Source organism: Chryseobacterium indologenes, from assembly GCF_002025665.1.
Lineage (GTDB): Bacteria > Bacteroidota > Bacteroidia > Flavobacteriales > Weeksellaceae > Chryseobacterium > Chryseobacterium metallicongregator.
Map to the genome: position 1 here is coordinate 1,241,744 of NZ_CP018786.1, position 12,389 is coordinate 1,254,132.

16 protein-coding genes are annotated in these 12,389 nt (G+C 33.9%); 9 read left to right on the forward strand and 7 right to left on the reverse strand.

The window, feature by feature from the left end; translation table 11 throughout:
• Positions 1 to 41: 41 nt before the first annotated feature.
• From BUE84_RS05685 to BUE84_RS05705, 5 genes are all read left to right on the forward strand, one after another.
• Positions 42 to 1,112: an alpha/beta hydrolase gene (locus tag BUE84_RS05685; protein WP_007845917.1), complete on the forward strand. Its 1,071-nt coding sequence runs from the start codon at positions 42 to 44 to the stop codon at positions 1,110 to 1,112.
• 78 nt (positions 1,113 to 1,190) lie between these two features.
• A complete protein-coding gene (locus tag BUE84_RS05690) occupies positions 1,191 to 1,820 on the forward strand; it encodes a flavodoxin family protein (RefSeq protein ID WP_079240848.1) in 630 nt (209 codons plus the stop codon).
• A gap of 31 nt (positions 1,821 to 1,851) precedes the next feature.
• On the forward strand, positions 1,852 to 2,592 hold the full coding sequence (locus tag BUE84_RS05695) for a carboxymuconolactone decarboxylase family protein (RefSeq protein ID WP_079240849.1): 741 nt from the start codon (positions 1,852 to 1,854) through the stop codon (positions 2,590 to 2,592).
• Between the two features lie 18 nt (positions 2,593 to 2,610).
• The gene (locus BUE84_RS05700; RefSeq protein WP_079240850.1) at positions 2,611 to 3,693 is read left to right on the forward strand and encodes an alpha/beta hydrolase; all 1,083 of its coding nucleotides are present in this window, start codon (positions 2,611 to 2,613) and stop codon (positions 3,691 to 3,693) included.
• An 87-nt stretch (positions 3,694 to 3,780) separates the two neighbouring features.
• Positions 3,781 to 4,242 carry a cupin domain-containing protein gene (locus BUE84_RS05705; RefSeq protein WP_079240851.1) on the forward strand — a complete coding sequence of 154 codons (462 nt, stop codon included), beginning with the start codon at positions 3,781 to 3,783 and terminating at the stop codon, positions 4,240 to 4,242.
• A 137-nt stretch (positions 4,243 to 4,379) separates the two neighbouring features.
• On the opposite strand, the gene BUE84_RS05710 is transcribed toward BUE84_RS05705, so the two are convergent.
• Positions 4,380 to 4,967 (reverse strand): Crp/Fnr family transcriptional regulator, encoded by a 588-nt coding sequence (locus BUE84_RS05710; RefSeq protein ID WP_079240852.1) that lies wholly within the window; start codon positions 4,965 to 4,967, stop codon positions 4,380 to 4,382.
• Between the two features lie 77 nt (positions 4,968 to 5,044).
• A complete protein-coding gene (locus BUE84_RS05715) occupies positions 5,045 to 5,998 on the reverse strand; it encodes a beta-1,6-N-acetylglucosaminyltransferase (RefSeq protein WP_167595384.1) in 954 nt (317 codons plus the stop codon).
• Between the two features lie 438 nt (positions 5,999 to 6,436).
• Between BUE84_RS05715 and BUE84_RS05720 the strand changes: the two genes are divergently transcribed.
• From BUE84_RS05720 to BUE84_RS05730, 3 genes are all read left to right on the forward strand, one after another.
• On the forward strand, positions 6,437 to 7,555 hold the full coding sequence (locus BUE84_RS05720; RefSeq protein ID WP_047438315.1) for a DEAD/DEAH box helicase: 1,119 nt from the start codon (positions 6,437 to 6,439) through the stop codon (positions 7,553 to 7,555).
• 50 nt (positions 7,556 to 7,605) lie between these two features.
• Positions 7,606 to 7,800, forward strand: coding sequence for a cold-shock protein (locus BUE84_RS05725; RefSeq protein ID WP_002980989.1), 195 nt, complete (start codon positions 7,606 to 7,608; stop codon positions 7,798 to 7,800).
• A 240-nt stretch (positions 7,801 to 8,040) separates the two neighbouring features.
• The gene (locus BUE84_RS05730) at positions 8,041 to 8,514 is read left to right on the forward strand and encodes a MaoC family dehydratase (RefSeq protein WP_079240854.1); all 474 of its coding nucleotides are present in this window, start codon (positions 8,041 to 8,043) and stop codon (positions 8,512 to 8,514) included.
• Between the two features lie 75 nt (positions 8,515 to 8,589).
• On the opposite strand, the gene BUE84_RS05735 is transcribed toward BUE84_RS05730, so the two are convergent.
• The 5 genes from BUE84_RS05735 to BUE84_RS05755 form a co-directional block, all read right to left on the reverse strand.
• Positions 8,590 to 8,853: a heme oxygenase gene (locus BUE84_RS05735; RefSeq protein ID WP_068944034.1), complete on the reverse strand. Its 264-nt coding sequence runs from the start codon at positions 8,851 to 8,853 to the stop codon at positions 8,590 to 8,592.
• A gap of 60 nt (positions 8,854 to 8,913) precedes the next feature.
• Complete coding sequence (locus BUE84_RS05740; RefSeq protein ID WP_145953216.1) at positions 8,914 to 9,693, reverse strand: hypothetical protein; 780 nt, start codon at positions 9,691 to 9,693, stop codon at positions 8,914 to 8,916.
• Positions 9,694 to 9,700: 7 nt separating this feature from the next.
• Positions 9,701 to 9,931, reverse strand: a complete 231-nt coding sequence (locus tag BUE84_RS05745; protein ID WP_079240856.1) for a hypothetical protein — start codon at positions 9,929 to 9,931, stop codon at positions 9,701 to 9,703.
• The gene (locus tag BUE84_RS05750) at positions 9,924 to 10,262 is read right to left on the reverse strand and encodes a cupin domain-containing protein (protein ID WP_167595385.1); all 339 of its coding nucleotides are present in this window, start codon (positions 10,260 to 10,262) and stop codon (positions 9,924 to 9,926) included. Before BUE84_RS05750 ends, BUE84_RS05745 begins: the two co-directional genes overlap by 8 nt.
• Positions 10,263 to 10,402: 140 nt before the next feature.
• On the reverse strand, positions 10,403 to 10,621 hold the full coding sequence (locus tag BUE84_RS05755) for a hypothetical protein (protein WP_034692169.1): 219 nt from the start codon (positions 10,619 to 10,621) through the stop codon (positions 10,403 to 10,405).
• 464 nt (positions 10,622 to 11,085) lie between these two features.
• Between BUE84_RS05755 and BUE84_RS05760 the strand changes: the two genes are divergently transcribed.
• Positions 11,086 to 12,183: a calcium:proton antiporter gene (locus BUE84_RS05760; protein ID WP_079240858.1), complete on the forward strand. Its 1,098-nt coding sequence runs from the start codon at positions 11,086 to 11,088 to the stop codon at positions 12,181 to 12,183.
• The last annotated feature ends 206 nt before the right edge of the window (positions 12,184 to 12,389 follow it).

The window sequence follows — 12,389 nt, forward strand, 5'->3', positions numbered from 1 at the left end:
CTTTTCTAAATTATTGATAATTAAATTTAAAAGAATGAGCAATGACAAATAAAACAATGAAATATTTAAGCTTAATCACCTTAATTTTAGTCTCCAATTTTTTTGTTAAGGCACAAAATCAGGTGGCACAAAAACCAATTACTATTGCATCACAAGGCAATTTTTCTGCTGGAGGTTCGGTTATCAAAAGTGATGGCGTTTTCGATCCTTTAAAACCATGGAATGTTCCCCAAGGTGGGCAAACAAGACACGGAGATCACGCTGATGTTTTTTACCAAATTCCTGTAAAACCTAAAAAACTTTCGATGGTTTTTCTGCACGGTTATGGACAATCTAGACGAAGCTGGCAGACTACAGCGGATGGAAGAGAAGGTTTTTCCAATCTATTTTTAAGAAAAGGTTATAGCGTTTATCTGGTTGATCAACCAGGTCGTGGAGAGGCAGGGCAAACTACAAAACCCGGACAAATTAGCGGTACGCCAGATGACCAGACTTGGTTTACCCAATTTCGAATGGGTCTGTACCCCAAATTCAATGAAGGAGTTCAGTTTCCAAAAGACAGCGTTTCTATGGATCAATTTTTCCGTATGATGACACCTAATACGGGAAATGTAGATGAAACAATAATTGTTAATGCAATGTCTTCGGTTATGGATAAATCCGGAAACGGGATTCTTTTCACACATTCGGCAGGAGGCTCACCCGGATGGAAAACAGCCATTAAAAATGAAAAAATTAAAGCTGTCGTTGCCTATGAACCCGGAGGATTCACCTTTCCGGAAGGAGAAGAACCTGAAGGAAACCGAGGAGGAAAAGGTGTTCCCATACAAGATTTTATGAAGCTAACCAAAATCCCAATTATAGTTTACTATGGAGATTATATTCCAACTGAAGAAACTACTGCAGCATCACTAAATTTTTGGAGAACCGTTCTGAAAACGGCAAGGCAATGGGCGAAAGTTGTCAATAGTCACGGTGGTGACGTTACTATTGTTCATCTTCCGGAATTGGGTATCAAAGGAAATACCCATTTTCTAATGTCTGATCTGAATAATGCAGAAGTTGCAGGATTATTATCAAAATGGTTGAAAGAGAAAGGGTTGGATAAGTAATATTGGTTGCATTATCCGTAATCTGTCTACCGATTTTAAACTGCTATTTTCTGAATTTTGTTAAACAATAAATGATATATGGAAAAGTTGAAAAATTTTGGTGTATGGTTTTGTGCAGTACTTCTATTATTATCATCTTGCTCAAAAGCTCAGAAATCAATGTCTGAAAAAAAGGAGATGCCTAAAGACAAAAATGTATTGATTGTTTATCTATCTCGAACAAAAAATACAAAAACAATTGCCGACATCATTCATCAAAATACCGGTGGAACCTTAATTGAGTTGGAATTACAGAATCCTTATCCCGAAGATTACAAAGCAATTGTAGATCAGGTGGCGAAAGAAAATGACACTAATTTTTTACCTCCGCTTAAAACAAAGATTGACGATATAGAAAAATATGATGTGATCTTTTTGGGGTTTCCAACCTGGGGAATGCAATTACCACCTCCGATGAAAAGTTTTTTGTGCCAGAACAATTTTAAAGGGAAAACAATTATTCTTTTTAATACCAATGCAGGTTATGGTATTGGAAACAGTTTTGACACCGTGAAAAAGCTAAGTCCTGGCAGCAAAATATTAGAAGGCTTTACCATAAAAGGAGGGGTTGAACGGGATGGTATTCTGTTCGTAATGGAAGGAAAGAAGAAAATTGAAGCAGAAAAGAAAGTAAAAGAATGGCTTATCAGGATCGGAATGCCTAAATAATGTAGTTGAATTAAACTTTAAAAGTAAAATAATGAAACAATTGAAGTATTTCATTTTAATAATCCAGATAATGAGTGTTTCACTTTTTGTAACTGATATGAAAGCACAACAATTAACAACACCAAGTAATCATTTAAGTGAAAAAGATAAAAGTACCATTGCTATTTCCTCATTTACAGCGCAAGGTAAATTGAAAGAATTAAAAGGTAGTTTAAATTCCGGTCTTGATTCGGGTCTGACTATTAATGAAATAAAGGAAATTTTGGTACATACCTATGCTTATTGTGGTTTTCCGAGAAGCATAAGAGGTTTACAGACTTTTATGGAAGTTCTTGAGGAAAGAAAGGCAAAAGGTATTAATGATGTTGTTGGAAAAGAAGCTTCTATTGTTGATAGTGAAAACAACAAGTATGAACGTGGAAAGGAAATTCTTGGTCAACTTACCCAAGCAAAGCAACCTGACAAACTTTCGGGTTATTCAGCATTTGCACCGACAATAGATACATTTCTAAAGGAACATCTGTTTGCAGATATTTTTGATAGGGATGTTTTGACTTATGCACAAAGAGAGTTGGTGACGATTTCTGTAATCAGTGCTATTGGTGATGCTGAACCAATGTTGCACTCTCATTTAGGGATTTCGTTAAACGTTGGATGGTCACCACAGCAGTTGAAGGAATTTGTTACTGTTGTCAGCTCTACTATTAATAAAGAAAAATCAAATGCAACCAAAATGGTTTTAAATCAGGTTTTAGAAAATAAGCCTAAATAAACGATCTAAAATAAAAAAATGAAAAAGATAATAATGTCAATGACAGCATTAATTATTATAGCAACAAGCTTTAGTATTAATGCACAAACAAAAAAAACAAAAATGGAAAAAATTGAAGTTGTCAAACATAATAATCCTTTCGGGTTGGCTTATGATGATGCAATCAAAGAAAATGTAACAGGAAAAGTAAATATTTATCCTGTAAAGTATAAATTGAATGGAATTGATATCGCTGCCAATGTTTACACACCGGCAAATTATGATCCTTCAAAAAAATATGCTGCGATCACTGTTGCACACCCAAATGGAGGTGTTAAGGAACAGACAGCAGGACTTTATGCACAACGCTTAGCGGAAGCTGGTTATATTACCATTGCTGCAGATGCATCTTATCAGGGAGCAAGTGGGGGAGAACCTCGTCACACCGATAGACCTGTCTATAGAACAGAAGACATTCACGGAATGGCAGATTTTATTTCGCAATATCCCGGAGTTGATATTAATCGAATCGGAGCATTCGGTATCTGCGGCGGCGGTGGTTACACATTGAAAGCTACTCAATCGGACAAAAGATTTAAGGCTGTCGCTACTTTAAGTATGTTCAATTCTGGAGAAGTAAGACGTAATGGATTTATGAATTCTGGTTTGAATACTATTCAGGAGCGTTTGAAACAAGCTTCCGACGCAAGGGCACAGGAAGTAGCGGGTGGTAAAATAATATATTCAGGTGTGGCAAGTATTACCGATGAAGAAATTCAGAAAACAAATACGGATCTCTATCGGGAAGGTTATATTTATTATTATCGCACCAATGCTCATCCCAACTCTACTTTTTTATATCCCACCAGCAATTTACTGGATTTAATGACCTGGGATGCTGCGGACAATATGGATTTGATTAATCAGCCTTTATTGATGATAGCTGGAGGTAAAGCTGACACCAAATATATGACCGATGAAGCTTTTCAGAAAGCAGTAAATGCAAAAGGGAAAGAACTATTCATCATTGATGGTGCCACGCATATCCAAACGTATTGGAGACCTGAATATGTAGAAAAAGCAGTGAGAAAACTGACTGAATTTTTTGGAAAAAATCTATAAAAACATGAAAGTTCTACCATTCGTTACGGTAGAATAAATTATAACAAGCCCTGTATTTATTAAAGAATTAAGATTAAATATATAAATATGAAACAAATAGTTACATTACTTTTATCAATATTAATTGTATCAAGCTGTTGTAGTAAATCCACATTGGAAAGAGCAAGGACTAATATTTTTCCTAAAGGGGGAAAAGTAACCAATAACAATTTTACAGGCAATGTTTGGCTGCAAATGCTTGGGCAATACCAGCAGACACTTAATACGGGTGTGGGTAATGTAACTTTTGAACCCGGAGCGAGAACCAAATGGCATCTCCATCCCGGTGGGCAGATCATCCTCGTAACCGATGGTGTAGGATATTATCAGGAAAAAGGGCAGCCGAAAAAGATTTTACACAAAGGCGATGTTATCAAATGTCCGGCAAATGTTGAGCATTGGCACGGTGCGAGTAAAGATTCTTATTTCGTTCAGGTTGCCGTTACTGATAATAAGAATGGTTCGGTCGAATGGTTACAACCTGTGACAGAAGAAGAGTATCATAAGTAATGGAAATGGGGAAGATTCTTAATAGATAATTATTAACCAATCAAAAATAAATTTTATGAAAAGCAAACCTAAATTATTTTCTGTAGCCATTATAATATTCAATTTGGAAGTTTTTAGTCAAGTAAAAAGATATATTATTAATAAAATATTTTGCGATTGATAACCAGGAGTATTCCTAGATTTTGCAGTTTTTTAATTGTTCTTATAACAGTTTCCACTCGTAATCCTGTTAGCGATGCAATTTGCTGTCTGGTGAGAAATACTTGATAAGAATCAGTCGGAGGTTTTGATTTTTTTAAGTAGTTGAATAGATTCGTTATTTTTTCTGACGGGCTTTCTGATGCAAATCCTTTCATCAGGTAGGTATAATGTATATTTTCTGCGGTATATTTGTATAAATCTAACAGTATTTTGGGATTATCTTTTAGCATTAAATCAAAGCCCAATCTTTCCAATTTGATTATCCTAGAGTTCTCCATTGCAATGGCACTTACAGAATATGGATGTTTTAAGAACAGGAAAAGTGCTCCTAGACAATCACCTTGAATAGAAATGTTGTGAATAAATTCACGACCCGCTTTTTTCTCACTGACAATCTTCACAGTTCCTGTTGAAATTTGAAAATAAGAGACTACGTCATCATTTTCTTTAAATACATATTTTCCCTTTGTAAAATTTACAATTTTAGCTCCATAGTTCATCAAAAGCTCCTCTTTTATCAGCATCAATTTTTATTTTAACTATTCATATGAAACTACCTTGTGTACAGTTCCTAATTTATTTACAAGTGTACAAAGTTTTCTTAAGACCATTTGTCGTCGTGATCATTTCTCTTAAGTTCTCTTTCAACTTCATTAATTTCAGGTAAAGGAAGAAGATAAGTGTCATTAATATATTTTAGAATATTTTTATTTGTTTTATCATCTATTTTTCTAATGAAAAGGTTATTGGAGGATTTTAGAGTTTCGATGAAGTTGTCAGCATATTGGTCTTTACTAAAAAAAGTTTTTTCAATGACTGCTCTTTTATCATCATTCACAATAATATCACTAAAGGCTGTGTTGAGGAGTACTGTCTGGAAAAATGATTCAGCTGGTAAAAGAGTGTGAAGGTAATAATCTTCAAAATCCATTACCCTTTTATTATTGGTTAAAAATACACAGGTTTCTCTTGTAAGGATAAACCACTTCCCACCAATATAAGGTATAACTTCCTTCATAAATTCTCTTTTATAAATAAATGAAGATATTTTATGGGTCAGCTCTGTAAAATGATTTTGTATCCTTTGCAGTGTATCAGGCCTGTAAAATTTCTGGTCATAATAAAAAAGATAGTTTCTTCCGTTATTAACGGTAAGGAATTGACGTATAATATTTTGTGACTTGAGTGGGAAGTCTTCACCACTCAGGTTGATAAAATAATCCCAGTCATGACTTACATTCAAAAGATATTCCATCGCATTAAGTTCAGCCTGGATCATACTAAATCCTCCGGACACAATATTCATGCTTTCCAAAATATACACATTGGGGAAATGTATTAAATATAATTGTATTTCTTCTGTAAATTCTGCTTTTGCTTTCCGGTCGATATGAATAAGGTAAAACTGATCCCTTGTATAAATTTTTTGAAACATTTCTTTAAATGTATCAGGTTTATGATGGATCATAATAAAATAAGCAATCCTCACCTGCGGAGCTGAATGCAGGTCTGTAGTTTGGGAATGGGGATGAGTTATGGGAAATGAAGTTTGCATGGGAGTAAAATTTAAAATCATCCGCAAAGGCAAACAATTCAGTTTATGTGCGTAAGCTACGAATATATTTTTGATAATCAATTAATTAAATTTACTGTTGCCTAATTGTTTTGTTGTATATTTGCAATGCATTTATAAAACAGGTTTCTGCCTTTGCCATTCTGTAATAGTTTAAACTCACCATTTTTTCTTTCAGTTTTTGCTTTTTCAGCCACCCAATTATCAATCGGGTTTCGAATGTGAAAACACTCCACAAGTCTTTTCATCCTAGAAGGATACGTTATTGCAGGCTCATGAATACTACACAGGTAATTTATCGGAAGTTAAGCAAGTAAAATGATGAAGAAAAAAGATTTTTTTATTCATCATTATGATACACCAATTCAAATTCTGAAAAGGGAATTTGCTTACAAAATATCGGGAAGACCGAACATTATGATGAGTTTCAAAAATTTAAATTTAATCAATCCCATTATCCGTGCTGTAACAGAAGCAGGGTATTCTAAGCCAACTGAAATACAGTATACAGCAATACCCCATATTCTTGCAGGAAAAGATATTATAGGATGTGCCCAGACAGGTACAGGAAAAACGGCAGCATTTGCAATGCCTATTCTTCAGTTGTTAAAAAAATATACCCCTGATCATAAAGAGATCAGAACATTAATACTTACACCGACCCGGGAATTAGCAATACAGATTGAAGAGAATTTTGCTGTGTACAGCAAATATTTACCTTTATCACAACTCTCTGTTTATGGAGGAGTCCCAGCGGGCGGACAGCTTGCGGCTCTTAGGAAAAGAGTAGATATTCTGGTGGCTACACCTGGCAGATTGCTGGATTTGGTTAATCAAAGACATATTGATCTTTCTAAAATAGAAATATTTGTTTTGGATGAAGCAGACAGAATGCTTGACATGGGGTTTATCAATGATGTCAAAAAAGTTTTAAAGCTGATTCCCCAGAAAAGGCAGACCTTATTTTTTTCGGCCACAATGCCTTCAGGTATAAGAAAATTTGCGGAAACAATTCTGAATAATCCTGTAGAGGTTACTGTAACTCCAGTATCTTCAACCGCACAAACGGTGAAACAATCCGTTTATTTTGTGGAAAAAAGAGATAAGACGGGTTTGTTGATTGATTTATTGCAAAATGAAAATATGAGGCGTTCACTGGTTTTTACCCGTACTAAGCATATTGCCAATAAGCTGGTACAGCAATTGGAAGGAGTAGGGATTTTTGCTGCTGCGATTCATGGGAACAAATCTCAGACCGCAAGACAGAATGCACTTGATGATTTTAAAAGCAGTAAGATTAAAGTATTGGTAGCTACAGATATTGCAGCCAGAGGTATTGATATTGATGATCTTCCACATGTAGTAAACTATGAGCTTCCCAATATTCCGGAAACGTATGTCCACAGGATCGGAAGAACCGGAAGGGCAGGAACGGAAGGTACTGCTATTTCATTTTGCGATACCGATGAGCGCTTAGATCTTAAAAATATTCAAAAACTGATAGGATTCACAATGCCGGTCAGATCATTTTATAAATAAATCTGTAGAGTTTACAGAAAACAATAAATAATTTTTTAATAATAATTACAATGCAACAAGGCACAGTAAAATTTTTCAATGAAGCAAAAGGCTTCGGATTTATTTCTCCTACAGACGGGAGTAAAGATATATTTGTACATTCTTCAGGATTAGACTCAAGATCAATCCGTGAAAATGATAAAGTCGTTTTCGATGTACAAAAGAGTGATAAAGGTTTAAATGCGGTTAATGTAAAACTGGCATAATTAAGCTTTAATATCATCTGTTTGAAATAAATATTATTTTCAATTTCAGTATTATATTTTTATATTTTTTTACAATTCAAAGTCCAGTAATCTTTGGAATTTGAGTATATTGTTTGAAAGAACATTGGTGTAAGTTAAATTACTTTTTATTTTCCATTATGTTCATTTACCTCTCACATCGACGTGAGAGGTTTTTCAAGGAAGAATTTCAATCAGTCTAAATAAAAAAGACAGACAAACATGATTATCATTAACAATTTTAGAGAGTATAAGGCTTTCGAAGGACAAATGGTCGGGTTTTCTGATTGGCATACCATAGATCAGAAGCAGATCAACAGGTTTGCAGAGGCAACCTTAGATGACCAGTGGATCCATATTAATAAAGAAAGAGCTGAAAAAGAAGGCCCGTTCAAATCTACAATTGCTCATGGCTATTTGCTTTTATCGCTGATCCCTTATCTCTGGAAACAAATTGCTGAGGTGAGAAATGTAAAAATGGAAATCAATTATGGGATTGAGAACCTTAAATTTGGCCAGGCTGTTCCTGTAGAGACTGACGTAAAACTACAGGCCACTGTGAAATCGGTGACAGATCTCAGAGGAACTATAAAAGTAGTAGTGGAAGCTAAACTTCTTATAAAGAATCATTCGAAACCTGCCTATACAGGGGATGTAATTTTTCTATATCATTTTTATAGTAAAAAACCAGATTAAAAAGATTAAAATACGGGAAGTCCCCAATATATTACTGTTTGGATTGTGATTCTAACATCTGATTAAATAACTTTTTCATATAAAATCATAGTGATCCAGTCTTATCACAAAATAATGTTCAATTGTTTTTTGAGCTTTTTTGCACATTGATAAAAGATCATTTCCTGATGTATTGTCAAAACTAAAGTCATCATGAGTTTTTACGACATATTCGGTTACTATTTCAATATTCATTAAATCAATTTCCGTTACATCGGTTTTCAACCTATGCTCTTCTTTGAAGAAAGGAATTTTACGGAAAATAGAATCGTTAAACCGAAAGAGATGTATTGTTTTCATTTCAAAAATATTTAATAAGATAAAAAATTTAGGTGGAGGTTCATTAAGAAAACTTATCTTTCATTTTTCTGCTGATCTCTCTTTTGGATAAGTACGTTCTGATGGTAATGGGCACATACCACCTGAAAGGATGTATAATATGCTGTTCCAAAAATTATTTTTTCTATAGAACCCATGACTGTAGTTAGTTAATACTTTTAAGTATTCATGTTCATATTCCTTTGCTTCCTGTAATGTGTAATTTTTTGGAATATTTTTAATAATATCCATAGCAGTTTGGTTGAAGATTTTAGGCGAATATTTTTCTATAAAGTTCAATTCAATCCTGCACATCCCGATAAGTGGAATGAGTAAAGAAAAAATTTCATCGTAAAAGTTACAAATATTTACTTTCCATGATGATCTTTCTTCTTCCGGTAAAATCTGAGTAGTCAATAGAATGAGTTTTTTATGGGTTACTTCCATTTCATCTGTATAGACTTCGTTTTGCTGCCAGAATATAGATGCATTGATTTTATTTTTTTTAGTAATATTTTCCAGTATATATTCAAACTGGATTCTAATATTCTGTATGTTCCCGCTCAGGTCTTCTAAAACAGACTGCCACAGGTTATGCTGGCTTAAACTGCAATATGTACTAAATACCAATCTTGATCTGTTGATAAGCTGCTGTAATTCTTTTAACATTCTTATAATCTCTTTAGCATCTCTTTCTAAGGTTATGTTTGTATTTCGTAGATAGAACAGCGAGGTAAACTGGGAATAATAGGATCTTCTTGAAATATTTTTTTTATTTCTGAGCCCTAATTTACTCTTTGGATGCTTAGTTAACTTTTTCATCAGAATTTTATTGTAAATCATTTTTCATGATAGCCCTTTTTTCAAAGGCCTTTTGCTGTATTATAAGGGAAATAAGATACTGTCTTAGATCTCTGATTGTTATATTTTTCTCTGTAAAAGAAAAAAATAGTGGTGTCTCGTCTAAAAGCTCATAGAGTTCAGGAAATTCTTTTTGAATTTCAACTGTTTTTTTTAATATCTTTTTTGTTAAAATAGATAGGGTATCCAGATTATTCATAGCCGCTTTTTATTATTGTTACGATCATCTTAAAGCGCTTATTTCCTTTTATAGAATGAGATTTATGGGCAGGAACGATAATGCATTCACCTTCTTCCATAAAGTAAGAAGCTCCGTCTATAATGATTTCAGCTTTACCTTCAATGATCTGTGCAACAGTATCGAAATGAGAAATCTTTTCAGATAACCCTTCTTTGTCATCAAAAGATAAAACACTGATATTGCCGGTCAGTTTTTCCAGTATATTTTTACTCACTACAGAATTTGGAATGTAATCTACAATCTGGCTTGTAATATATACTTTCGATTTTTCAAGTTCTCTATGATTCATCACTGTGGGTTTAAACATAAAAAGAGTAGATGGTATTGTAAATAAAAGGGATAGAACTGTCTAATATTCCATCCCTTTTTCCAGTGAAAGCGTTTGATAAATATATCTTTTCATTGGCTTTAATTGTCCCTGAAAACAATTTATGAAAGATTGATTTCTTTGATAATATTGAGAACTTCTTCACGGTTTTTTCTTAATCTGTTTCCGATTCTTTCCAGCATTTCCCTTTCTTTCCCTTCTTCAAGCTTCAGATCGTGGTCCGTTAATGTTGAAAATTTTTCTTTCAGTTGTTTTGACTGCTCAATCCAAGCTCCAGGAGTTTTGAAAAATTTGTCGCCTTTGTTTTGGTTTGTGTCCATAAGGTGGATTTTAGTGTAACTTCATTGCTACCATACAAAGATGGGTGTTTAATAATCTATTGTATTACAGATTGTTTCTTTTATGTTGTACATATCACACTTTTACAAAATTCCAGCTTCTTTTTAAGAATATGTAAGACGGTTGATCATAAAAACAGTTGCTTTGATGACTATTTATGAAGTAATGGAGATTTTTGAGCCTTAGGACATGATTACAAACCTAAAATACTACTATATAATTCCAAATAAGTGATTAATTAATCGTATCTTGCTGAATAACTACATTGAACTGATGATCCGGACTTTAAGTTCCGGCCTATTCACTTTTTTCATTATTTGATATTTCCAGTATAACCTCTCTAGTCTGCTTCAAATCATTTATAGAAACTGTTTTGAAAAAGGGAATATAAATCTTGTGATTTTCTCCAAAGGACAATTCAATTGTAAAAATTATTGATGCTTTTATGTATATAAAAAAATATTTATGGATGTGGACGTTTTTGGTTCCTATTCTGGCGTGGTTATCTTATGTTGGCAATTTTGTTTTCTCATCAGGGTATTACTCTGTGATTCTTGCTTTATTTTTGATGGGGAGTGTTTTGGCAGCGGTGTATCATTCCGAAGTTATTGCTCATCGCTTGGGTGAGCCATTTGGAACCTTGCTTCTGGCATTTGCCATTACGGTTATAGAAGTAGGACTTATTATTTCTATTATGATGGGAGCAAAAGGCTTAGAAACCATTACCCTTGCCAGAGATACGGTTTTTGCTGCCGTAATGATAATCCTTACCGGAATCATTGGGAGCTGTATTGTGATAGGTTCCTTAAGATACAGAGAGCAGAGCTTTACATTACAGGGGGTAAGTACGGCACTCATTACGCTTACTTCTGTGATTATTTTTGTGCTTATTCTGCCTAATTATACGGTGAGTCATCTCGGAGGGGAATATACCTCCTTTCAATTGCTTTTTATTGCCTTAATTTCTTTAGGACTTTATCTTGGATTTACTATGATTCAAACGTTTAGACATCGAAGCTTTTTCATTTCTCCAGAGAATAAACTGTCCAAAAATCAGCCTGTACAAGATAATCATGAACTGATTTCCCGAAAACAATTGTATATCAGTTGTATATTGTTACTATTATCCCTGGGAATAGTCGTTTTACTGGCAAAGCTTCTTTCAAAGGATGTTGAGCATATAGTGGTTTCCGCGGGTGCCCCAAAATCTCTTGTAGGTATTATTATTGCAGGTATTGTTCTTCTTCCGGAAGGACTGGCTGCATTCAGGGCTGCAAAAAGTGATCAGATCCAAACCTCATTAAATCTGGCGTTTGGTTCTGCTTTGGCCAGTATCGGACTCAGTATTCCTGCCATAGCTATCATATCTGTAATAACCGGTATAAGAATGACATTAGGAATAGATATTAAATCAACCATACTTTTAGGGCTGTCGCTTTTTATTATTACTGTTTCACTGGCAACGGGCAGAACCAATATTATGCAGGGAATTGTACTGATTGCTATATTTTTAATTTATCTTTTTATTACAATCGTACCATAAACTTATTTAAGCTATGTATTATATAGCTTGATATAGAATATATTTCATCAACTGAATCCACAAAAACTTTTGAAGACTCAGGGAAATAATTTTTCCTTACCAAACAAACCGTTCTTTTAATTAACCACCGTCGGAAATCAAGTTAGAAAAAAAAGTACTCAGAAAATAATAAAAAGATTTTGCAATAAAAATTATTTATCGATATG

Excerpts from the sequence above, each read along its gene's own strand:
- BUE84_RS05690 (WP_079240848.1), top strand. The coding sequence starts at position 1,191 with ATGGAAAAGTTGAAAAATTTTGGTGTATGGTTTTGTGCAGTACTTCTA.
- BUE84_RS05720 (WP_047438315.1), top strand. The coding sequence starts at position 6,437 with ATGAGTTTCAAAAATTTAAATTTAATCAATCCCATTATCCGTGCTGTA.
- BUE84_RS05755 (WP_034692169.1), bottom strand. The coding sequence starts at position 10,621 with ATGGACACAAACCAAAACAAAGGCGACAAATTTTTCAAAACTCCTGGA.
- BUE84_RS05700 (WP_079240850.1), top strand. The coding sequence starts at position 2,611 with ATGAAAAAGATAATAATGTCAATGACAGCATTAATTATTATAGCAACA.
- BUE84_RS05725 (WP_002980989.1), top strand. The coding sequence starts at position 7,606 with ATGCAACAAGGCACAGTAAAATTTTTCAATGAAGCAAAAGGCTTCGGA.
- BUE84_RS05730 (WP_079240854.1), top strand. The coding sequence starts at position 8,041 with ATGATTATCATTAACAATTTTAGAGAGTATAAGGCTTTCGAAGGACAA.
- BUE84_RS05710 (WP_079240852.1), bottom strand. The coding sequence starts at position 4,967 with ATGCTGATAAAAGAGGAGCTTTTGATGAACTATGGAGCTAAAATTGTA.
- BUE84_RS05695 (WP_079240849.1), top strand. The coding sequence starts at position 1,852 with ATGAAACAATTGAAGTATTTCATTTTAATAATCCAGATAATGAGTGTT.
- BUE84_RS05735 (WP_068944034.1), bottom strand. The coding sequence starts at position 8,853 with ATGAAAACAATACATCTCTTTCGGTTTAACGATTCTATTTTCCGTAAA.
- BUE84_RS05750 (WP_167595385.1), bottom strand. The coding sequence starts at position 10,262 with ATGAATCATAGAGAACTTGAAAAATCGAAAGTATATATTACAAGCCAG.
- BUE84_RS05740 (WP_145953216.1), bottom strand. The coding sequence starts at position 9,693 with ATGAAAAAGTTAACTAAGCATCCAAAGAGTAAATTAGGGCTCAGAAAT.
- BUE84_RS05745 (WP_079240856.1), bottom strand. The coding sequence starts at position 9,931 with ATGAATAATCTGGATACCCTATCTATTTTAACAAAAAAGATATTAAAA.
- BUE84_RS05705 (WP_079240851.1), top strand. The coding sequence starts at position 3,781 with ATGAAACAAATAGTTACATTACTTTTATCAATATTAATTGTATCAAGC.
- BUE84_RS05715 (WP_167595384.1), bottom strand. The coding sequence starts at position 5,998 with ATGCAAACTTCATTTCCCATAACTCATCCCCATTCCCAAACTACAGAC.
- BUE84_RS05760 (WP_079240858.1), top strand. The coding sequence starts at position 11,086 with ATGTATATAAAAAAATATTTATGGATGTGGACGTTTTTGGTTCCTATT.
- BUE84_RS05685 (WP_007845917.1), top strand. The coding sequence starts at position 42 with ATGACAAATAAAACAATGAAATATTTAAGCTTAATCACCTTAATTTTA.